The following is an 18,941-nucleotide window of genomic DNA, read 5'->3' on the forward strand; positions in this document are numbered from 1 at the left end:
CCAGTATTGTCTTTAGAGTCTGCTTATAAAAAAATAAAAAATGAACCCCCTCTGTTTTGTAATCACTTTACTATGACGCAAGCAGAGGGGGTTTCTTATTGGGATTGAGTCGGTATGCAGACGAGAAAAACACAAATAGTAATATAAGTCAATCTGGTTCAGTTGGTGATTAGGGACGTTGCATTGCAACGTCTCCACAGAGGTGTTGTTTAATTTACAGCAGCACTGACTAAACCATTGTGCCTGAGTAAAGCGATCGTACTTGGTTCGCGACCTCGGAAAGTTTTAAACACCTCCATTGGATGCTGACCACCACCAAGCGCCAGTACCGTATCCCGATAACGCCGACCTGTAGCTTTTATAGCCTCTTCATTTTCTAGCCCAGCTTCTTCAAAAGCGGCAAAAGCATCAGCGCTCAGTACCTCAGCCCACTTATAACTGTAGTAACCCGCCGCATAACCACCCTCAAAAATATGTCCAAAAGCACATAAAATAGCATCTTCTGGAAGTGGCTGTAAAACGGTAGTAGTCTTGGCTATGCGATGGCGCACATCTGATGGAGTTTCATTACTACCAGGGTGATAGCGATAGTGGAGTTCTAAATCAAGACTGCTTAAGTGAATCTGCCGCAACATGGCAGTACCACTCATATAATTACGCGCCGCTAGCAGCTTTTGATAATAATGCTCCGGTAGGGCTTCACCAGTTTTGTAATGCTTCGCCATACCAAACAAAGTGGGTCGCTCATAGCACCAGTTTTCCATAAACTGACTAGGTAGCTCTACTGCATCCCACTCTACATTATTGATGCCTGCGGCTCCGGGATAGTCAACCTTAGTAAGTAGATGGTGCAGTCCATGACCAAATTCGTGGAACAAAGTCTCTACTTCATAGAAGGTCATTAAACTAGGTTTACCATCTACGGGAGGACTTTGGTTACACACCAAATAAGCTACTGGTAAGCGGATGGCAATGACACCATTTTCAGTGATTTTGCCCCGATTAATGCACACATCCATCCAAGCACCTCCACGTTTTTCTGCTGGACGGCTGTAGGGGTCTAAGTAGAAATAGGCTATGGGAGAACCAGTTTCGTCAGCAATTTGAAAATAACGGACATCCTCATGCCAGACTGGGGCTTGACCATCGGCAGGAGTCACAGTAACACCAAACAGCCGCTTGACTAGTCCAAATAAACCGTCTAATACTTGGGGAAGAGGAAAGTAGGGACGTAATTCTTCTGCGGTAAAGGCAAATTTTGCTTCTCGTTGGCGTTCTGCCCAAAAGGTGATATCCCAGTGTTTTAAGTCTTCAGCTTCTGCTGCTCCCTGTGCTGCTGCAAAAGCTTTGAGTTCTACCAAGTCTTTGACAGCAGCATCATAACTAGCGCGGCGTAGTTCTTCTAATAGGGCGTTGACTGCTTCAACGTTGGGAGCCATTTTACTAGCGAGGCTCAATTGGGCAAAACTTTTAAAGCCTAGTATATCTGCAAGTTCTTGACGCAACTTTAAAATACGCTCAATTAAGGGGTTGTTATCCAAATCGCCAGATGAAGCGCGGGTGATATGAGCTTTGTAGAGTTTTTCACGCAAATCTCGCCGGGTGCTGTGCTGCATGAAAGGGCCATAGCTGGGAAAGTCTAAAGTAATCCGCCAGGGGCCATTTTCTGGTGTGGCGTTGCTTTCGCCAGCTGCACGAGCAACTTGAGCTGCTAAACTCACTAAGCTTGGTGGTAAACCGTCAATTTCTGCTTGTGTTGTTAGGGTTAAGCTGAAAGCTTTAGTGGCATCAAGTACATGGTTAGAAAATTTGGTAGAAAGTTCCGCTAACTCCATTTGTATGGCGTTGAAACGCTCTCTTGCCTCTCCTTCCAAGCCAACACCGGAAAGTTCTGCATCCCGGATGGCAGCTTCTACAATGCGCTGTTGAGCTAATTCTAAAGTTGCCCAATTATCACTGGTACGGAGTGCTTTAAAAGCATTGTAGATGGGTTGGCTTTGACCGAGCTTATTGATAAATTGTACGACTAGTGGCTGTACGATTTCATGAGCTTCGCGCAGTTCCGGGCTATTTTTAACACCCATTAAATGATTCACCACCCCCCAACTCCAGGTAAGCCGTTCTGTAAGCTTTTCTAAGGGTTCTATTAAACCACTCCAAGTAGGTTGTACATTAGCCTCTAGGGTGGCAAGCTGCTGGTCAAGTTCTGCCAACAACTGATTGAAAGCTGGTACTACTCGTTCTGGTTTAATCTCTGCAAAGGGAGGTAAGCCAACGCCTTGGAGTAAGGGATTTTCGGAAATAATGGTACTTGCACTCATAGTTTTGTGTGAACCGCGAACTAATAAAAATCAATAATGATTTTTATTTATATATCTTCTAATGTAGCGATCGCTGCACTAAATAATCTTGCCATTCTGAACAAAAAGGCAAAAAAAGCGAGAATTAATCATAAATTTATCCTGATACAGCTATTTTGTTTCGATTGTGAACAATATCTGACAGGATGACAGTTCCAGAAATCTCAGCGAAAGTCTCTGAGATAATATAGTCATCCACCCATATTCTCAATCAGGTGGCTAATTATGACTAGTCTCTTACCCAGTTCTCAATCAACAGAAGTCTCGGTGTTGAGCCTGATAATATTTAGCTACTTCAACTTAAGCTCGTGCGATCGCAAAAAGACATCATCATGTACTATGTCAAACAGGTAGCTCGGCCGTCAGCATGGGCGTTACCCTGAAAGTACGGTTTCAGTTCAAGAATCCTACGCTTTCAAGCCGTGGGAGTGTCTAATTAACTGAGTGCGATCGAGCATCCTTACCGAACCGAGAAGGGAGGCTCGACTTTTGTGATTTTATTTGGCAACTCATCTTTTTACTCGTAAAATCGAAGACAAGATCAAGGTCAGTAGAAAAGAGTCCCTAAATTAATGAATACGTTAATCAGTCAGGGTGGAAGAGTTATCACTAAACCTCAGATGGTAGACAGGATAAACGATATCGGTTGGCAAGCTCACCAAGGCAGTGTTGCTGCGATTATTCAGCTATTGAATGAAAAGCTAGCTAAGTCTGGTGTCAGAACTAGAGCCATTTTTTCTGATGGTGTCTTACAACTTCTGTGTGAAGCGGCTAGGATAGATCAACTTGAGCAATCCCCTCTCGTAGAACAAATCCAGCAAATTCTTGAATCTATCGCCCCGCGTCACATTCGCCGGGTCAATATCAATAGTCGGATTGTTCGGGAACAACAATTACTGTGGTTAAAAGAAATAGATAGCGATCGCGACAACCAATTGCTTTGGTCGCATGAAATTGCCTTAATTCAGCCCAATATTGTAAAGCAACTAATTAAAGATTTCGCAGACGCTCAAGCTGAACTAGGAAAACCAACTTTTCCTAAAACCCCAGTCTCTCGTCCTTTGGTACTTATTAACAAAGAGAAACACAATAATAAACCTAAAACCAAGGTATTAGCAGCAGTTGGTTTATGCTCACTGTTGTTGCTTAGTTGGATTGTTTATGCTCAGTTAGGCGATCAACTAAAAAACCTAATGCAACTAGGAAGTTCTAAATCTTTAACTACAGAAAATACTAATCAGAGGAAAGCCCAAACACCATCTCGCGTTCCTAACAATAGCTTTGATGAGCCATCTGACGATCCATTTGCAATATCTGTGCGAATTGCAAATCTTGCTTCTACATCTGGTAAAACAGCCACAACCTCAACTCAGTGGCTAGAGATCGCTGCTAAGTGGCAACGGGCTTCAGATTTAATGAGTAAGGTACCACAAAATCACAGCCGTTATCAGGAAGCTAAAATTCGGACTCAACTATATAAGAAATATAGTGAGGCGGCGCAGAAAGAAGCTGAGAAGAGTAAATCTTAGTACAGTTTTGCGTGAAATCGTAGCGTTTTTAAACGCACTAAGTAGCAAAGGTAAGTGCAGATGCGCTTTGCCTTTCCGTAGGGTAGGGACACAGAGTCTTGTCAAATTTAATTCGCTACGAATTAGTTAAAATCTGTACTTAGTTTTGTAATTTATCAATAAAAGCTTTAATAAATAGCCAATTCCTTGTACCAAGGTGAGAATAGCTACTTCTAATTGAGACTTAAAAAAATTAAATATTCAAGAATTTATAATTATTATTAAGAGGCTGCTATTGGTAGCTTCTTAATGTTGCTGAAAAAGTAATTTTATTTAATATAGAACGTAATCTTGCGCCGGACAATTAGAAAAATCGACCTTATTGTATTGTCAATAAAGTCGATTGAATCAAGTAGATTGATTTATGGGGTCAATCCAAAATCCAAAATGTCTATATCCCCTAACTTAGAAGTTCTCCTGTTTCTTGCAGGGAGTGTAAGCGGCGATAAATGCCCTCGTGACGCAAGAGTTCATCGTGGCTACCCACTTCTACAATCTTTCCTTGCTCCAGAACTACAATTTTATCTGCTTCCCGCACTGTACTTAAACGGTGAGCAATCACAATAGTGGTGCAAGTTCCCTGAATCGATCGCATCGCTAGCTGAATTGAACGCTCAGACTCATAATCTAAACTAGAGGTGGCTTCGTCAAAAATCAGCACGTCTGGTTGCACTAACAACGCCCTCGCAATTCCTAAGCGTTGTCTTTGTCCTCCAGATAACCTCACACCTCGTTCCCCCACGACGGTGTAATAACCTTTGGGTAGCTGCTGCACTACTTCATCGACTCTGGCAATTCTACAGGCTTCTTTTACCTGCTCTAAACTGGCATCCCGTCTACCATAAGTCAGGTTATCCAATATAGTACCGTTGAAAACGTCTACTTCTTGGTGAACGATCGCTAATCTTCGTCTATACTTACCCACATTCAAAGTGCGAATATCTTGACCATCAATCAAAATTCGACCTGATTGAGGTTCAAAATATCGTAACAGCAACTTCACCAAAGTAGACTTACCAGAACCGGAACGCCCCACTAATGCCACTGTTTGGTATGGCTCAATTAACAAGTTGATATCTTGCAAAACTTGACGGTTAGCCTCATATCCAAAACTGAGGTGCGACAACTCAACTTTTCCAGTAAATTTATAAGGTGATTCTGTGTGGTTACTCTCTTCTAAAAGACTAGCTGAATCAGATGCAGTTGGCTCTTGGAGAAATTCGTGAAACCGCAGCATTGAAGAATAACGACGGGCAAAAAGTTCTGCCAAATTGCTAATAGGTTCTAATTCGGCATAAGCCATGCTAGAAAGAGTTAAAGTCATGACAAAGTGACCGATAGAAATTCTCCCATCTACTGTTGCTGCTAAAGTCAAACCCAGTATTGAAAATACGCAAAACTGAATTACAGTCCTTTGCCAAGTAGCCAGTTTCGTATAACCTTTGTGGACGCGATACTCAACTACCATTAGCTCGCGATCCAAACGTTGCTTTTGCCGCTTCAGTTCGTTAGCTTCTGTAGCAAATGCTTTCACCGTTTTGATATTGGTAATCAGTTCAGAATTGCGACTTTCGGTATCCTCTCCATATTTATCCAGAATAGTTTCGTGCCAAATTAGCTGCTTTAAATCCTTCAAGGTAAAGCTAAGAATAACTACAAAGGAAATCAGATACAAAATTGCAATTCGCCACTCAATCACCAAGATAAACACGAAAATTCCCAGTACCCGAACTAGTTTAGGAATTAACTGTCCAGCAATTTCGGGGTAAGTAAAAGTGTGGTTAGAAATACCTCTAGCTATTCTTCCAGCGATGCGTCCAGGGTTATTTTCATCATAAAATTCTAGTGGAAGAGTGAGAATTTTTTCTATAGCTGTTTGGGCTTTCTGGCGACGCATCCTTAAGGTTATATCCCAATGAAACCAATGGGTTAACCAAGGTTGTGTTGGCGCTTTGACTACGGTGACAAGGAAAACTAAACCCAGTAATAAACTCAAAGATAGAGTTTTGGTAACTGGATAATTAGTGATGTCAGAAAAAGTTGCGATCGCACTTTGAAGTGGTTTATCCAATGGTTGAGCAGACAAAACGTTTAATATCTGCCCGATCGCGTAAGGAACAACCAAATCAATAATTTCGTAAACGCTGGATGCTGCGATACTAAAGAGACTCAGCTTCCAATCAGAGCGAAAGTAATTGACAATATCTTGAAATTTGGCCATGATGCACACCGTCCAAGAGCGCGATCGTGAGCTTGGAATTTATATACTACAAACGTAATACAAATTAGTCAAGGTCTATTAAGTTTAAATCATTATTTCTGAGTATTAGGTATTTGTACTGGAACAAACTCTAGGCGATATCGATAGAGAGCAACTGGTCGAGAACCAGCTTTAAAGTAATCTGGATCTTGAGATGAAAGATAGACAGCAGTAACTTGATCTGCTTCAATTGCCGGATTAGTCGTTAAAAGTTTATGATAGGCGGTGGTAGATTCTACGGAGTTTAAATAGGGGCGTGAACCGCCTTTAAATAATTGTTGAAATACTTCTGTAGTGATAAATTTGCCATCAGGGATAGTTTCTGTAGCCCGTGCAGTCACAATGGAAACTAATTGGCGACTGCTACGCAAGAATGTAATCTGACGATTAGGTGAATCTGGATCTACTTTGACTAATAACACTGCTTCATCCCCTAAATAAGCCCGTGCCAAGTTCAAACTATTAAACGATCTATCTGCTACTAAAATTGGGGATTTGTTATCTATCTGAGGAAATATTTTTAACCTAGCAATAGGTGGTAGCTGTTTCACAAATCTTACTACAAAACTCACAGGCTGATTTAATTGTCGGCGATTACCTTCAAACCCTGGAGTTACGATATCTGGTGCTAAAGGTGCGGCTAAATCTACTAAAGTACTGGTAACTTGCCAAGAACCAGCCATCCATTCAGGGTAAATCAAATCACCCAGAGCCGGTTGCACTGACGTTAATTTTTCCCACTGAGGAAAATTTGCTAACCGTTCAGACAACTCTCCTGCAAAAGCTTCGCTACTCCATAGTAGGAACGAAACAACTAAGCAAAAACTCCAAATCGCCTTCTTTGTAAGCATCGGTAGTGTTTGTTTAATATTTATTTTTTATGGAATAAAAATTTATCTCCAGGAAAATAAAGCATTTAAGGTATTGCTCATTATCCAGCTAGCTAATCACACATTGAGCTATGATATGTAGTACATAAAATTTTCAGATAAGTTATCATAATTGGGTGTTTGAAAAGTAAATTATTGCTAGTGTACAATTCCATAAAATGCTGATTATTTAATTTATATTATATCAATCCCATAAATTTTGGTGATAGCTAAGTTATTTGCAAAATTAGGAAAATAATAAATGAACGCACGTCAAAATGAAGTTTGTTTGCTCTACTCTGAATCGGATAAAGCTATAGCAAGTCTCCTAGAAGATGCTTTAAATTATTATAGTATTAATGTATGGCAAGCACAAAATATTTCTATAGGAAGTAAAATCATAAATCAAACAACAGAAATGCTAGATAAAGCTAAATTTGTCATAGTTTTATGGTCAAATAATTCTGTAAAATCTGCCTTATTAAAAAGCTTGGCTTCGGAAGCAAAAAAAAATAATAAGATTCTGATTCCTGTATTAATTGAAAATATTAAAATCCCTGGAGAATTTTTAGATATTCAACCAGCTTATCTATTAAATTGGGATGGAGATCACGAAAACGAACAAATTGTCAAACTTTGGAGACTCATCCAAGACAAAGTTCTGAAATATCGTAGTAAAAAAGTAGGATTTAATCAATTTATCGCTATTTTAGGTCTAGTATTAACAGGATTAAGTGTAATTATTGCTATTACACCTCCAGAAGTTAGATGTTTTTTCAAACTCCAATGTTCCGAAAATACATCTAGCGAAAAAACTCTAAAATCTTCTGAAGTTACCTCACAATCACCTACTGAAACTGATTTGCCAAATCCGATTAAATCAACACCAACACCTCAGCCTATTATTGAAAATCCTTTACCAAATAAAACTCCTGCGCCTACACTCACTGACAAGAATAACCCAAGTATTCAACAAGAAACAGGATCTCAACAATCGGTCGAAGTAGAAGGGTTTATTTTTAAACTTAAAAGCTGCAAAAGATTAAATGAAAATGTAAAATGTGATGTATTAATAACAAATACCCTCAAGGATAGAGAACTGAGGTTATATGGTAATTATACCTCTAAAAGAAGCAAATTTTTGGATTTAGAGGGTATTACATATCCTGCTGACTCAGTTGAAATTGATGCAATTAAAAATAATTATTACGTTAGTACACAACTTATCCAAAATGCTAATGTTAGGTTGAGTGTGAGTTTTATCGAAATTCCTTTACAAGTCAATAAGATACAAGTACTTAACATTGAAGCAGAAGGATTTGACTCACCTAAATCACTTAAAGATATTCAATTTCGTGACATCGTATTATCTAAATAATTGGTGATTGACGATTTTCTACAATTACCAATTATCCATATTAAATCTCTGCTGGTAAGGGTTCCCAAACTTCCCCATACTTCTCTTTTAAAGTCTCCCAAGCTTCCACCTGTCCTGGTTCATATTCTCCGGGTTTACCCCATTGCAAAAATAGGCTTAAAGCAGACTCATGTTTATCATCTAAAAACCGAATAGCATAGGTTGTAAAATTTCCTCTTTTTGCTTCACCCGTTTCAAATTTAACCTGAATAATTCTGTCCATATTCAAATGAAATTCAAAGCCTTCAGTGTGCATGTTTGCATACTTACCTTTTGGTAATTCTGCATAAAATAGCTTTTCAACCTTGCCCCGTGCTTCTAATACAGCCGCACTACTAGTAACAATTAAACGCAAAGTTCCAAGAGTCTCACAAGCTTCTAAAAATTCTTTCAAAGTAGTACTCATAAATTATTATCCTTTGTTATTTGTTCATACCCAATGCCCAATGCCCAATTCCCAATTCCCAATTCCCAATGCCCAATTCCTATTTTTCGTATTGTTCATAAGCTGCAACAATTCGCTGAACAAGAGGATGGCGCACGACATCTTTTTGAGTAAATTCGCAAAAAGCAATGCCTTCAACGTGTTTTAAAATTTGTAAAGCCACTCCTAAACCCGATTGTTGGTGAAGTGGTAAATCAGTTTGTGTCATGTCGCCTGTAATCACCATCCGCGAACGGAAACCCAAACGAGTCAAAACCATTTTCATCTGAGCGGGTGTGGTATTTTGAGCTTCATCGACAATGATAAAAGCGTTATTGAGGGTGCGTCCCCGCATATAGGCGAGAGGTGCGACTTCAATCACACCACGTTCCATTAAACTGGGTACTTTTTCTGGGTCGATAAATTCATAAATAGCATCATAAAGGGGGCGAAGATAGGGATTAACTTTCTGCTGTAAGTCTCCAGGCAAAAAACCGAGTTTTTCACCGGCTTCAACGGCAGGACGAGTTAAAATTAGCTTTTCAACTTGGTTGGCTAGGAGTGCTTGGACGGCGACAACAACGGCGAGATAAGTCTTGCCGGTACCAGCAGGCCCGATCCCAAAGGTGAGATCGCGCTTACGGAGTGCGTCGATATATTGACGCTGACGAAAGGTTTTAGCACGGATTTCTTCGCCTCGGCGATTTTTGGCAAGGACATTTCGCTGTAAATCTTGCAATTCCCCTTGCCGATCGCTATCTATGGCTTGACGGGCTGTTAAAATATCGGCACTGGTGATAGTATTGCCCTTAATCCAGAGGTCTTCAAGCGATCGCACTAATCGAGAAGCCAGATCGATTTGCCCCTCAGTACCAGAAATCAATAATTCTTGCCCGCGTAAGACTAAAGTCGCTCCTGTTTGGCGAGATAGGATTTTGAGATTTTCTTCTCCATCTCCCCCAAGAGCGATCGCACTAGCAACATTCGGCAGCTGAATTGTTAAAGCACCTGCCATAGTATTTTTTAATTCGTAAGGATCTATTTTTGACAAAGGTTAATCTTTTTTCGCTAAAGGCGAAATTACGCTTTTTACTTACATTTTAGAAACATATTTGCAACAAATGAATCAACCGTAGGAGCGTAAATCTGTACGTCCCTACTGGATAAAGAGTTCAAAAAATATCCAAAAATCTTTTTGCTACTTTCCATCTTTACAAAAATTCTGAGCGGAGGTAACTACAACCGCTCAGATTTGCTCTCTAGTTTGAACCTAGCGGAGGCGGGGTTTAACAATGGGTTTAGGCCCATCATTTCCACGCACTTCTCTTCTAGTCGGTGGTGGCGATCGCTCTTCTGTCTCTTCATCAAAAGACATACCTTCACGGCCCGGAGTGGTACTGCCGTAGATATCTAGGTATGCTGATTGCCCAGCTGCGGCTGCGGCTGCGGCAATTACTGTACGAATCGCCTGAATATTGCGTCCCCCTCGACCAAACACTTTCCCTTTATCTGTGCTTTCAAAGGCGATGCGAACCCAAACCCGGTTTAGGGCTTGAGAAATTTCACAATCGACACTTAAAGTCTCTGGAGATTCCAAAAATGGCTGCACCAAAAACCGAACCAGATCAACATAGTTGGGACTGGCTGTTGGCAATTTTGTTCCGAAATTATGATGCGGCTGTTGTTGCACTGACCTGTTCAAAAACATTAGCTTTTACTAGAATGCGACGTACGGTGTCAGTGGGTTGAGCGCCTTGTTGTAGTCGCTTGACGATACCGGGAACGTCTAATCGCACTTCATCAGTTCTGGGGTTATAAAATCCCAATTCTTCTAAGGGACGGCCATCACGGCGAGCGAGGTTGTTAATGGCGACAATCCGGTAACTTGCTTCCCGTTTTTTACCGAATCGTTTCAAGCGCAGTTTGATCATGGTTGAAGAATCATTCTCCTGTTTAGATATTAATTAGCAACTAGTGGGCGAAGAAGTAACCTAAATCTGGCTATTGCCGAGAAATTGAGGCTTAGTTTCCTCTGCTGATAAATTCTGAGGTCGAAATGCTAATTTTAGCACTGCCTAGCATTTGCTGCTATTAGTCATTGGTCATTTGTCATTTGTCATTTGTAAATTACCAATGCCCCATGCCCCATGCCCAATGCCCAATAATTAAAGATTGCCGAAGCCTTTTTTCTTTTTCTCTTTGGGTTTTTTCTTTTTCGTGCCTGCATCGCCACCATAGCCACGCCATCCGGGGGCTGCGGGACGATTTCCAGCACCAGCGAAGGCGTTGCCCATACCGCCGCCACCGCCAAACATTCCCGGCATTCCAGGGAAACCACCTTGACCCATTTGCTGCATGAGCGATCGCATTTTTTGGAAATCACCCACCAGTTTAGTCACGTCTGACTCTCGATAACCGGAGCCAGTAGCAATCCGCCGCCGCCGACTGGGAGAACTAGCTAATAAATCGGGATCGTGGCGTTCTTGGCGAGTCATGGAGTTAATCATGGCCTCGCAGCGCTTAAGCTGGGTTTCTCCCTGCTTGAGTTGATCGTCTGAAAGCTTGTTCATCCCTGGGATCATCTTGATGAAGCCTCCCAGAGAACCCATATTCTTCAGCATTCGCAACTGCTTGAGAAAGTCAGTAAAGTCAAACTTTGCTGACAGGATTTTCTCCTGCATTTTCTCAGCATCTGCTAAATCAAACTCTTCCTGGGCTTTTTCTACAAGGGTTAGTACATCGCCCATTCCCAAAATTCGGGATGCCATGCGATCGGGATAAAAGGGTTGCAGCGCCTCGACTTTCTCACCCACGCCCACAAACTTAATCGGCGCTCCCGAAATCTTTCGCACTGAAAGGGCTGCACCACCACGGCTATCACCATCCATTTTGGTGAGAATTGCCCCAGTAATTCCAATTTGATCGTGGAAGGTACGAGTCAGATTTGCTGCCTCTTGACCAGTCATTGCATCCACCACCAACAGAGTTTCATGGGGTTGGACAGTTGCTTTGATGCGGGCTAATTCCGCCATCATGTCTTCGTCAATTTGCAGACGACCAGCAGTATCAATAATTACTGTGTTTACACCTTCTGCTCTAGCGCGTTCTACACCCTGTCGAGCTATTTCTACGGGATCTGCGTCGCTTCCTAGTTCAAATACTGGTACATCAATTTGCTTACCTAACGTCAGCAACTGGTCGATCGCGGCTGGGCGATATACGTCTGTCGCCACCAATAAACAGCTACGATCTAATTTTCTCAGATGTAAGGCTAACTTAGCGGTAGCTGTGGTTTTACCAGTACCTTGTAACCCAGCCATCAAGATAATAGTCGGCTTTTCCTGGGCTTCTGCGATCGGAACATTTTCTTCTCCCATCACCTCCACCAGTTCATCGTGAACAATTTTGATGAACTGTTGGTCAGGTCGCACGCCAGTAACCACCTCGGCTCCCTGGGCTTTGGCTTCGACTTCGCTAATAAAATCTTTGACTACCTGGAGGTTAACATCTGCCTCCAACAAGGCGCGGCGCACTTCGCGCAATGCATCTTGAATGTTGGATTGAGAAATTTTGTCCTGTCCCCGCAGTTTTTTCCAGGCGGATTCTAAACGGTCAGATAGAGCATCAAACATAATGTAATTACAGGTAGTTCGCCAATGGGGAATCTTGAACCGCTGATGAATGCGATTCCGAATTTCCGCTAAATTTTAAACGTGCTATTTACCAGCTTAGTAGTTTTCACCGCGACTGTAGCAACCAGATACCTAGCTTTATAGAAGATTGAGCTTAAAGTACAATGAGGGCAAGAAAGGCTATTGTACAGCGAGAACCCACATTACATATCGCTATGACTAGCAATACACTGCTTCAACCCACAGAAATCATCCACTTATCGGGTATTAGTTGGCAAACTTATGAAAATTTGCTAACTGAACTTAGTGCTAGTCGCCGCCTCCGACTTACTTACAATCGAGGTAGTCTAGAAATCATGGCTCCTTCACCTGAACATGAGAGTTATAAAAAAGTTTTGGGTCGATTTGTTGAAACTCTCGCAGAAGAACTAGAAGTTAGAATTGACTGCCTTGGTTCTACCACTTTTAAACGTCCAGAACTGAGTGGCGCAGAACCAGATGAATGCTTTTATATTGAAAATATTAATTTCATAAAAGGCAAAAAAAGAATAGATTTAGCCCAAGATCCACCGCCAGATTTGGTAGTAGAAATTGATATTACTAGCAGTTCTATAAATCGCTTTCGAGTCTATGCCGATATGGGTGTGCCGGAAATCTGGCGATATGATGGTAATGATTTTAGTATTAATATTTTAGAAAATCAGAAATATATATCTGTTGAACGGAGTTTAGCATTTCCCAATCTGCCATTAATAGAAATTTCTAGTTTTTTAGAGCAGGTGGGAGAAAAAGATTATTTAGAATTAGTTAAAGAATTTCCCCAATGGGTTAGAAGCCACATTTAATATTAAAATTGCGAGTTAATTTAGATAGATGTCGCAGCGAATCAAAGTATATTCATACTCGATCTACCACTCGTCAAATTCATATATTGGTATCGCTCTTGCCGAAAAAGCATTGCAGGGTTTACCTGTTGATATTGAACGAAGACCAATCTACATACCGAAAGAGCGAGGTATAAAGGTAGCTGATTTACAAGGACGAAGTGAAAGCGCTTTGTTATCGTCGTATCACAAAGAAGATTGTTTGCGGTGGGCGAAAAAGTACGGCATTGAAATTCGGCTCAAGGAATTTGAAGAATTTGGTAGGTGGGTCAAGCGTTGGGAGAAAATGAAATTTGGTCGGGAAGAACTTCCGGCGAGAGCTTATTACGCTGCTTGTGGAACTGGGAAGGAGCATCTGCTTGATGCAGCTTTTTTTCGAGCGACGTACATCGATTTTCTTGATGTTAATGATGAGTCTGTGATTAGTAAAATTGCAAATGATGTTGGGTTGAATGGCGATCGCATTCTTGAATTAATCCACGGCGAAGCAGCAAAACTTGCAGCAGTGGCAGCTTTGGCAGAATACGAACAGTTTGGCTGTCCTGGAGTCCCGACTTGGGTAGTCAACGGTGAGAGGTTTTGGGGAAAAGATCGCGTTGATTGGGTTGTCGAAAAGGTAAAGCACTTATCTTAATTTCTCAACGAGTCGTCGGTTTTGAACGCTGTTGTTGGTAAAAACCGACAACTTTTTGCACATACTCAGCAGTGAAGCCTTTGTCACACCCTGTATAGTTACCAGTCATCCACCAACAAGCTGCGCCGCGCACAGATGCAATTTCATTATTGTTGGTGGCGCGGAATTGATTGGTTAACTCCCGGCGGGTAATGCAAGAGACGACTTGACGAGCGATCGCAGGGCTATTTTCAAATTGTGTCGGTGTTAGTTCTCGTTTCAAACAAGTTCTTGACCAGCCTTTGAGGGTTTCTGGTTTAACTTGCCATTGGCTGTAATATCCATCGTTGGGATTTTTTGTCTGCGGTGCAGCTTGTCGTAACGCCTCTACCATTGCCGCAACTTGGGGATCAGAAACCAGTACTGGCTGCTGTGCTTGAGCTAATAAAGGGAATAGTCCGAAGGTGACAATAACTCCGTTGAGTAGTAATTTTATAGGGGTTTTGATCATGAATTTGGAATTTTTTTAGGTATTAGGGATTTCTAAGAATTAACGAACCGCAAAGGACGCAAAGGACGCGAAGTTTAGAAAGAAAAGATGTTACAAATGATTGAGCATTGCTATATGTCTTTACAGTACCAATTAGCAAGCCATGATGGACAGATTAACGACCTACTAAATTTTCTATACTATCAGCATCATTTGGTAATGCGGCTGTTAAAACTTCGCTACCTTCTCTGGTAACTAAAACATCATCTTCAATACGGATTCCACGCACATCGGCGAATTCAGATAAACGCTGCCAATTTACTACATTCTGATATTTGGAGCGAACATTCGCATCATTTAAAATTGCTGGTACTTGATAAAAACCAGGCTCAATTGTGACTAACATTCCTGTACGCAGAGGACGATTTAAACGCAGGTAGCTTAAGCCAAAGCGATCGCTCCTTTGCCGTCCCTCTTCATATCCTGCTATATCTCCTAAATCTTCCATATCATGGACATCTAAACCCAATAGATGACCAATACCATGAGGGAAAAACAGCGCATGGGCATCCATCTCTACTAAATCTTGGGGATTTCCTTGGAAAATGCCTAACTCTACTAAACCTTCAGCTATAACCGTCGCAGCTAGTAGATGAATATCTTCATACTCCACACCAGGCTGTATTTTGGCAATGCAAGCATCATGAGCCGCTAGCACTACATTATAAATATCTCTCTGGGTAGATGAAAACTTACCCGAAACTGGCCAGGTGCGAGTTACATCACCTGCCCAACCCATCTCAGTTTCAGCGCCAACATCGGCAAGCAATAAGTCACCTGGTTGTAGAGGATGGTGATAGTGTTCGTTATGCAAAACTTCACCGTGAACGGTGACAATACTGGTGTAGGAAGTTGTCATGTTATGGGCAATAATTACCCCTTCCATCGCGGCGCGAACTTCTGCTTCTCGCTTGGCTTGAGGTGTTGCTGCCATCCCAGCTTTGTGTGCTTGAACAGTTACAGCAGCAGCTTTTCGCAACTCGGTTAATGCAGTTTCATCGTGGGTGAGGCGGATAGAAGCGATCGCTTTGGCTAAGTCTAAATCAATTCCTTGGGGAGGACTTTGGGGTAAAACCCATCTATTTAATAGCTGCGATTGTTGCGTCCATGTTGCTGCATCTTGTACGGCAAGTGTGACGGCATCTTCTAGCCAAGACTCTAATTCTGCCATTGGTCTAGCCACATCTGCCCCAATCTTCTGCGCTATTTCCTCGCGCGTTGGCATTTCTCCATGCCAAAGGGCGCTACTGGGTGATGGTTCGTCGATGAATAGTTCTAGCCTGCCGGCTTCTAAACGAATTGCCGCATTTGATAATGGCAGTCCGGCAAAATAGAGGAAATGGCTGTTAGCGCGAAACGGAAAGGTATTTGCCAGAAAATTGCGGGGACTGTTGCTACCTGACCAGAGAATTACGGGAAAATCAATGAGATTGGCTAGTTGTTGCCGTCGGAGGCGTAAAGTATTGACGAGGGAAGTAGAAGTTTGTTGGATAAACATAAATAGAAACTCAAGGGTATAGTTTTGTTTTTATTTAGTCGTTATCGTCTTTATCGTCATCTTTTTTATCATTTTTGCGATCGCCATCTTTGTCATCACGATCTTTGTCTTTCTGATTTACCTGGTTAGGCTGTTGGGTAGGTTGTAGCACTGGTTTTGGTTGCTCAGTTGGAGTAGATGGTTGTGGTATCTCAACAACACAACTAACTAATCCTCCAGAAATTAGCGCTAAGTTGACAATAGCAAAAATGCTTCTGAAGATTTTTATCATCATCCTAGTTTTTGGAGATTATATTCCTAATTTATCAGGTACTGTATATGGCGATTCTCATTTGGATGTTGTAACACACGCTTTAGCTTACAAAAGCAACAGGCGTGAGGTACAGATCATCGTAGGGGCACAACATGTTGTTCCCCTACCCGTGTACTTCATTTACCTGCAATACGCTGTAACTATATTGCTGTTTAATTTTCAAGGTGACTCTAATGGGACAAATTATTACTCAGGTTGATGCTTTTACCAATAGACCTTTCGCAGGAAATCCTGCTGCTGTCTGTGTTTTGTCTACTCGCCAAAATAAACGCTGGATGCAAAACGTGGCACAGGAGATGAATTTATCTGAGACGGCTTTTCTAGTTAGACAGGATGATGGCTTTAATCTGCGTTGGTTTACGCCGACGGTGGAAGTACCGCTTTGTGGTCATGCAACTTTAGCTAGCGCTCATGTACTTTGGTCAGAAGGGCATTTATCACCTGATGAAGTTGCGCGTTTTTATACTAAAAGTGGAGTACTCGTTGCCAAATTACAAGGTGAGTGGATTGAGTTAGATTTTCCTGTGAATCACTCACGAGTAATCATTGCACCTCCAGAACTCAAGGTTGCTTTGGGTGTACCATACAGATTTACCTTGCAGAATTCACTAGCTTATTTAGTGCAATTGGAATCGGAAGATTTGGTGCGGCAAATGCAGCCTAATTTTCAACTACTAAAAACTTTACCACTTGGTAAAGTTATAGTTACCAGTTTGACTAATCCTGGTTCAGATTATGATTTTGTCTCTCGCTTCTTTGCACCAGAAGTAGGTATTAATGAAGATCCGGTGACTGGTTCAGCCCATTGTTGCCTTGCTGCGTTCTGGCGCGATCACTTAAACAAAAATGAGTTATTGGCTTATCAAGCATCCCGGCGTGGTGGAGTCGTAAAAGTTCGCTATGACGGAGGCGATCGCGTCTTTCTTGGCGGACAAGCGGTAACTGTTATGCGAGGTGAGTTAATTACCGGATAAACCTAGATTACAAATCAATCGCATCTGGTAAAAACTCAGCATCGAGAACTTGGGCAATGCCATAAGGACATTCCCCTGGAAACGTATTTATTGGTAGTTCAGTTTCATTACTAGCAGCTTTCAATCCGCGATCGTAACATTGGGCTAAAACTTCTTCTGGATACGGCTTGAGGCTAGGACTCTCTTGTAACAAATCTGTAATTCGGTTGCGTTGCTCATTAATAGTATTTCGCCAAGAGCCACTCCGCAAACTAGACTGATATTGCCACTTGAGCAAATGTTGTAATAATACTTCCAAGCGGCTTTTCAATTCTCGCCGTTCAGAGCGTCCCAAGTTCTCAATTTCCTCAATCACAACATCCCAGTCTACTTGTTCAAATTGTCCAGCACGAATAAGTTGTACAGTCTTTTCTGTCCATGCTACAAAGTCTATTTCATACAACTGGGCTGTACTTTTCAGAATCGGTGTCATGAGCTTCCTGCAATCCACTATGAACGAGCTACATTTTAACTATCACGCCCATCTTACAGCACTTCCTGCTGCTATGAGGTACAGATACTTGGGATGCTATTAGTAGTCTGTCAAGCTAGTAATGAAAAGTTTGTAGTAAGCACTTTAGTGTTTAGAAAATCAGGACTGAAATCCTGACTACGAACTTTGTTACCCCAGATCGCCGATAATTCGATCAATTAGCCTACCTTATAACTTCGGTAAGTGCTGTAATGTTAGTCGATACAATAGCATTGTTAAGCGAAGCAATGGCATTGTCACTCGAAGCAATGGCATTGTCACTCGAAGCAATGGCATTGTTAAGCGAAGCAATAGCATTGTCACTCGAAGCAATGGCATTGTCACTCGAAGCAATGGCATTGTCAAGCGAAGCAATGGCATTGTCACTCGAAGCAATGGCATTCTCACTCGAAGCAATGGCATTGTCAAGCGAAACAATCGCATTGCAGTACATTGCATTTAGATGTGAAGCATTCCCGCAGGATAGCAGGAAGAAAACATTCAAAGGTTCAGATCCCTGACTTCTTAAAGAAGTCGGGGATCTTATTGTTCACCAATGATTTAGGATTGCTGTATATGTGAGTGAACAAACCTATATTTAGTTTTAATAATGTCTACTAAAAATACAAATAATCGCAATCTGCTTGCATCTCGTGACTGGCCAATCGAGCAATTACCTGGACTCAGCCACGACGAACAATCACAACTGCAAAATTGTGGGATTAATACCACAGTAGCGCTAGTCAAACAAGGAAAGACTCTAGAGGCACGACTAGCGTTAGCAAATAAATTACAGATTCATCTTCAGTATGTAAATAAATGGATGGCTTTAGCTGACTTAGCGCGTATTCCTAGCGTCGGCGTGCAATATTGTGGTTTATTGCTTCACGCAGGTATTGGTTCTGTAAGCCAGTTGGCACAGACACCCACTCACAGATTGCACCAACAAATCATGCGCTTGCAAGTAGCAACAATGCAGCGACGAGATTTGTGCCCAGCAATCGAGCTAGTACAACAATGGAGTCAGCAAGCGCAAGCAATTAGGTGATTGGGGATTGGGGATTGGGG

19 protein-coding genes are annotated in these 18,941 nt (G+C 41.7%); 7 read left to right on the forward strand and 12 right to left on the reverse strand.

Annotation, left to right across the window (positions count from 1 at the left end; all coding sequences use genetic code 11):
• Positions 1–209: 209 nt before the first annotated feature.
• Positions 210–2,321 carry a M3 family metallopeptidase gene (locus CDG77_RS04170; protein ID WP_094328157.1) on the reverse strand — a complete coding sequence of 704 codons (2,112 nt, stop codon included), beginning with the start codon at positions 2,319–2,321 and terminating at the stop codon, positions 210–212.
• A gap of 611 nt (positions 2,322–2,932) precedes the next feature.
• On the opposite strand from CDG77_RS04170, the gene CDG77_RS04175 reads away from it, so the two are divergent.
• Positions 2,933–3,889: a hypothetical protein gene (locus CDG77_RS04175; protein WP_094328158.1), complete on the forward strand. Its 957-nt coding sequence runs from the start codon at positions 2,933–2,935 to the stop codon at positions 3,887–3,889.
• A 439-nt stretch (positions 3,890–4,328) separates the two neighbouring features.
• Here CDG77_RS04175 and CDG77_RS04180 read toward each other — a convergent pair whose 3' ends face one another.
• Positions 4,329–6,149: an ABC transporter ATP-binding protein gene (locus CDG77_RS04180; RefSeq protein ID WP_094328159.1), complete on the reverse strand. Its 1,821-nt coding sequence runs from the start codon at positions 6,147–6,149 to the stop codon at positions 4,329–4,331.
• Positions 6,150–6,241: 92 nt separating this feature from the next.
• Positions 6,242–7,039, reverse strand: a complete 798-nt coding sequence (locus CDG77_RS04185; RefSeq protein WP_094328160.1) for a DUF6816 family protein — start codon at positions 7,037–7,039, stop codon at positions 6,242–6,244.
• Positions 7,040–7,319: 280 nt separating this feature from the next.
• Here CDG77_RS04185 and CDG77_RS04190 point away from each other — a divergent pair, with 280 nt between their 5' ends.
• Positions 7,320–8,435 carry a toll/interleukin-1 receptor domain-containing protein gene (locus CDG77_RS04190; protein ID WP_094328161.1) on the forward strand — a complete coding sequence of 372 codons (1,116 nt, stop codon included), beginning with the start codon at positions 7,320–7,322 and terminating at the stop codon, positions 8,433–8,435.
• A gap of 40 nt (positions 8,436–8,475) precedes the next feature.
• On the opposite strand, the gene CDG77_RS04195 is transcribed toward CDG77_RS04190, so the two are convergent.
• From CDG77_RS04195 to ffh, 5 genes are all read right to left on the reverse strand, one after another.
• A complete protein-coding gene (locus tag CDG77_RS04195; RefSeq protein ID WP_094328162.1) occupies positions 8,476–8,880 on the reverse strand; it encodes a ChuX/HutX family heme-like substrate-binding protein in 405 nt (134 codons plus the stop codon).
• Between the two features lie 79 nt (positions 8,881–8,959).
• A complete protein-coding gene (locus tag CDG77_RS04200; RefSeq protein ID WP_094328163.1) occupies positions 8,960–9,913 on the reverse strand; it encodes a PhoH family protein in 954 nt (317 codons plus the stop codon).
• Positions 9,914–10,168: 255 nt separating this feature from the next.
• A complete protein-coding gene (locus CDG77_RS04205) occupies positions 10,169–10,606 on the reverse strand; it encodes a KH domain-containing protein (protein ID WP_094328164.1) in 438 nt (145 codons plus the stop codon).
• Positions 10,566–10,829 carry a 30S ribosomal protein S16 gene (gene rpsP / locus CDG77_RS04210; protein WP_094328165.1) on the reverse strand — a complete coding sequence of 88 codons (264 nt, stop codon included), beginning with the start codon at positions 10,827–10,829 and terminating at the stop codon, positions 10,566–10,568. Before rpsP ends, CDG77_RS04205 begins: the two co-directional genes overlap by 41 nt.
• 234 nt (positions 10,830–11,063) lie before the next feature.
• A complete protein-coding gene (ffh, locus tag CDG77_RS04215; RefSeq protein WP_094328166.1) occupies positions 11,064–12,530 on the reverse strand; it encodes a signal recognition particle protein in 1,467 nt (488 codons plus the stop codon).
• 215 nt (positions 12,531–12,745) lie between these two features.
• Between ffh and CDG77_RS04220 the strand changes: the two genes are divergently transcribed.
• The gene (locus CDG77_RS04220) at positions 12,746–13,375 is read left to right on the forward strand and encodes a Uma2 family endonuclease (protein WP_094328167.1); all 630 of its coding nucleotides are present in this window, start codon (positions 12,746–12,748) and stop codon (positions 13,373–13,375) included.
• Positions 13,376–13,403: 28 nt separating this feature from the next.
• Positions 13,404–14,048: a DsbA family protein gene (locus tag CDG77_RS04225; protein ID WP_094328168.1), complete on the forward strand. Its 645-nt coding sequence runs from the start codon at positions 13,404–13,406 to the stop codon at positions 14,046–14,048.
• Positions 14,049–14,052: 4 nt separating this feature from the next.
• On the opposite strand, the gene CDG77_RS04230 is transcribed toward CDG77_RS04225, so the two are convergent.
• The 3 genes from CDG77_RS04230 to CDG77_RS04240 form a co-directional block, all read right to left on the reverse strand.
• Positions 14,053–14,538: a hypothetical protein gene (locus CDG77_RS04230; RefSeq protein ID WP_094328169.1), complete on the reverse strand. Its 486-nt coding sequence runs from the start codon at positions 14,536–14,538 to the stop codon at positions 14,053–14,055.
• 154 nt (positions 14,539–14,692) lie between these two features.
• Entirely contained in the window at positions 14,693–16,075 is a 1,383-nt protein-coding gene (locus CDG77_RS04235) for an aminopeptidase P family protein (protein WP_094328170.1), read from the reverse strand.
• A 34-nt stretch (positions 16,076–16,109) separates the two neighbouring features.
• Positions 16,110–16,349: a hypothetical protein gene (locus tag CDG77_RS04240; protein WP_143856954.1), complete on the reverse strand. Its 240-nt coding sequence runs from the start codon at positions 16,347–16,349 to the stop codon at positions 16,110–16,112.
• 212 nt (positions 16,350–16,561) lie between these two features.
• Here CDG77_RS04240 and CDG77_RS04250 point away from each other — a divergent pair, with 212 nt between their 5' ends.
• Entirely contained in the window at positions 16,562–17,362 is an 801-nt protein-coding gene (locus tag CDG77_RS04250; RefSeq protein ID WP_094328173.1) for a PhzF family phenazine biosynthesis protein, read from the forward strand.
• Positions 17,363–17,369: 7 nt separating this feature from the next.
• Here CDG77_RS04250 and CDG77_RS04255 read toward each other — a convergent pair whose 3' ends face one another.
• Positions 17,370–17,834, reverse strand: a complete 465-nt coding sequence (locus CDG77_RS04255; RefSeq protein WP_094328174.1) for a DUF29 domain-containing protein — start codon at positions 17,832–17,834, stop codon at positions 17,370–17,372.
• Between the two features lie 251 nt (positions 17,835–18,085).
• Between CDG77_RS04255 and CDG77_RS04260 the strand changes: the two genes are divergently transcribed.
• Both CDG77_RS04260 and CDG77_RS04265 read left to right on the forward strand, forming a co-directional pair.
• Positions 18,086–18,394, forward strand: a complete 309-nt coding sequence (locus CDG77_RS04260) for a hypothetical protein (protein ID WP_094328175.1) — start codon at positions 18,086–18,088, stop codon at positions 18,392–18,394.
• Positions 18,395–18,483: 89 nt separating this feature from the next.
• The gene (locus CDG77_RS04265) at positions 18,484–18,921 is read left to right on the forward strand and encodes a DUF4332 domain-containing protein (RefSeq protein WP_094328176.1); all 438 of its coding nucleotides are present in this window, start codon (positions 18,484–18,486) and stop codon (positions 18,919–18,921) included.
• Positions 18,922–18,941: the final 20 nt, after the last annotated feature.

Source organism: Nostoc sp. 'Peltigera membranacea cyanobiont' 213, from assembly GCF_002245975.1.
GTDB lineage: Bacteria > Cyanobacteriota > Cyanobacteriia > Cyanobacteriales > Nostocaceae > Nostoc.

Bases quoted from the DNA above. Each gene is read 5' to 3' on its own strand.
- CDG77_RS04170 (WP_094328157.1), bottom strand. From the start codon at position 2,321: ATGAGTGCAAGTACCATTATTTCCGAAAATCCCTTACTCCAAGGCGTT.
- CDG77_RS04175 (WP_094328158.1), top strand. From the start codon at position 2,933: ATGAATACGTTAATCAGTCAGGGTGGAAGAGTTATCACTAAACCTCAG.
- CDG77_RS04180 (WP_094328159.1), bottom strand. From the start codon at position 6,149: ATGGCCAAATTTCAAGATATTGTCAATTACTTTCGCTCTGATTGGAAG.
- CDG77_RS04185 (WP_094328160.1), bottom strand. From the start codon at position 7,039: ATGCTTACAAAGAAGGCGATTTGGAGTTTTTGCTTAGTTGTTTCGTTC.
- CDG77_RS04190 (WP_094328161.1), top strand. From the start codon at position 7,320: ATGAACGCACGTCAAAATGAAGTTTGTTTGCTCTACTCTGAATCGGAT.
- CDG77_RS04195 (WP_094328162.1), bottom strand. From the start codon at position 8,880: ATGAGTACTACTTTGAAAGAATTTTTAGAAGCTTGTGAGACTCTTGGA.
- CDG77_RS04200 (WP_094328163.1), bottom strand. From the start codon at position 9,913: ATGGCAGGTGCTTTAACAATTCAGCTGCCGAATGTTGCTAGTGCGATC.
- CDG77_RS04205 (WP_094328164.1), bottom strand. From the start codon at position 10,606: ATGTTTTTGAACAGGTCAGTGCAACAACAGCCGCATCATAATTTCGGA.
- rpsP (WP_094328165.1), bottom strand. From the start codon at position 10,829: ATGATCAAACTGCGCTTGAAACGATTCGGTAAAAAACGGGAAGCAAGT.
- ffh (WP_094328166.1), bottom strand. From the start codon at position 12,530: ATGTTTGATGCTCTATCTGACCGTTTAGAATCCGCCTGGAAAAAACTG.
- CDG77_RS04220 (WP_094328167.1), top strand. From the start codon at position 12,746: ATGACTAGCAATACACTGCTTCAACCCACAGAAATCATCCACTTATCG.
- CDG77_RS04225 (WP_094328168.1), top strand. From the start codon at position 13,404: ATGTCGCAGCGAATCAAAGTATATTCATACTCGATCTACCACTCGTCA.
- CDG77_RS04230 (WP_094328169.1), bottom strand. From the start codon at position 14,538: ATGATCAAAACCCCTATAAAATTACTACTCAACGGAGTTATTGTCACC.
- CDG77_RS04235 (WP_094328170.1), bottom strand. From the start codon at position 16,075: ATGTTTATCCAACAAACTTCTACTTCCCTCGTCAATACTTTACGCCTC.
- CDG77_RS04240 (WP_143856954.1), bottom strand. From the start codon at position 16,349: ATGATGATAAAAATCTTCAGAAGCATTTTTGCTATTGTCAACTTAGCG.
- CDG77_RS04250 (WP_094328173.1), top strand. From the start codon at position 16,562: ATGGGACAAATTATTACTCAGGTTGATGCTTTTACCAATAGACCTTTC.
- CDG77_RS04255 (WP_094328174.1), bottom strand. From the start codon at position 17,834: ATGACACCGATTCTGAAAAGTACAGCCCAGTTGTATGAAATAGACTTT.
- CDG77_RS04260 (WP_094328175.1), top strand. From the start codon at position 18,086: ATGTTAGTCGATACAATAGCATTGTTAAGCGAAGCAATGGCATTGTCA.
- CDG77_RS04265 (WP_094328176.1), top strand. From the start codon at position 18,484: ATGTCTACTAAAAATACAAATAATCGCAATCTGCTTGCATCTCGTGAC.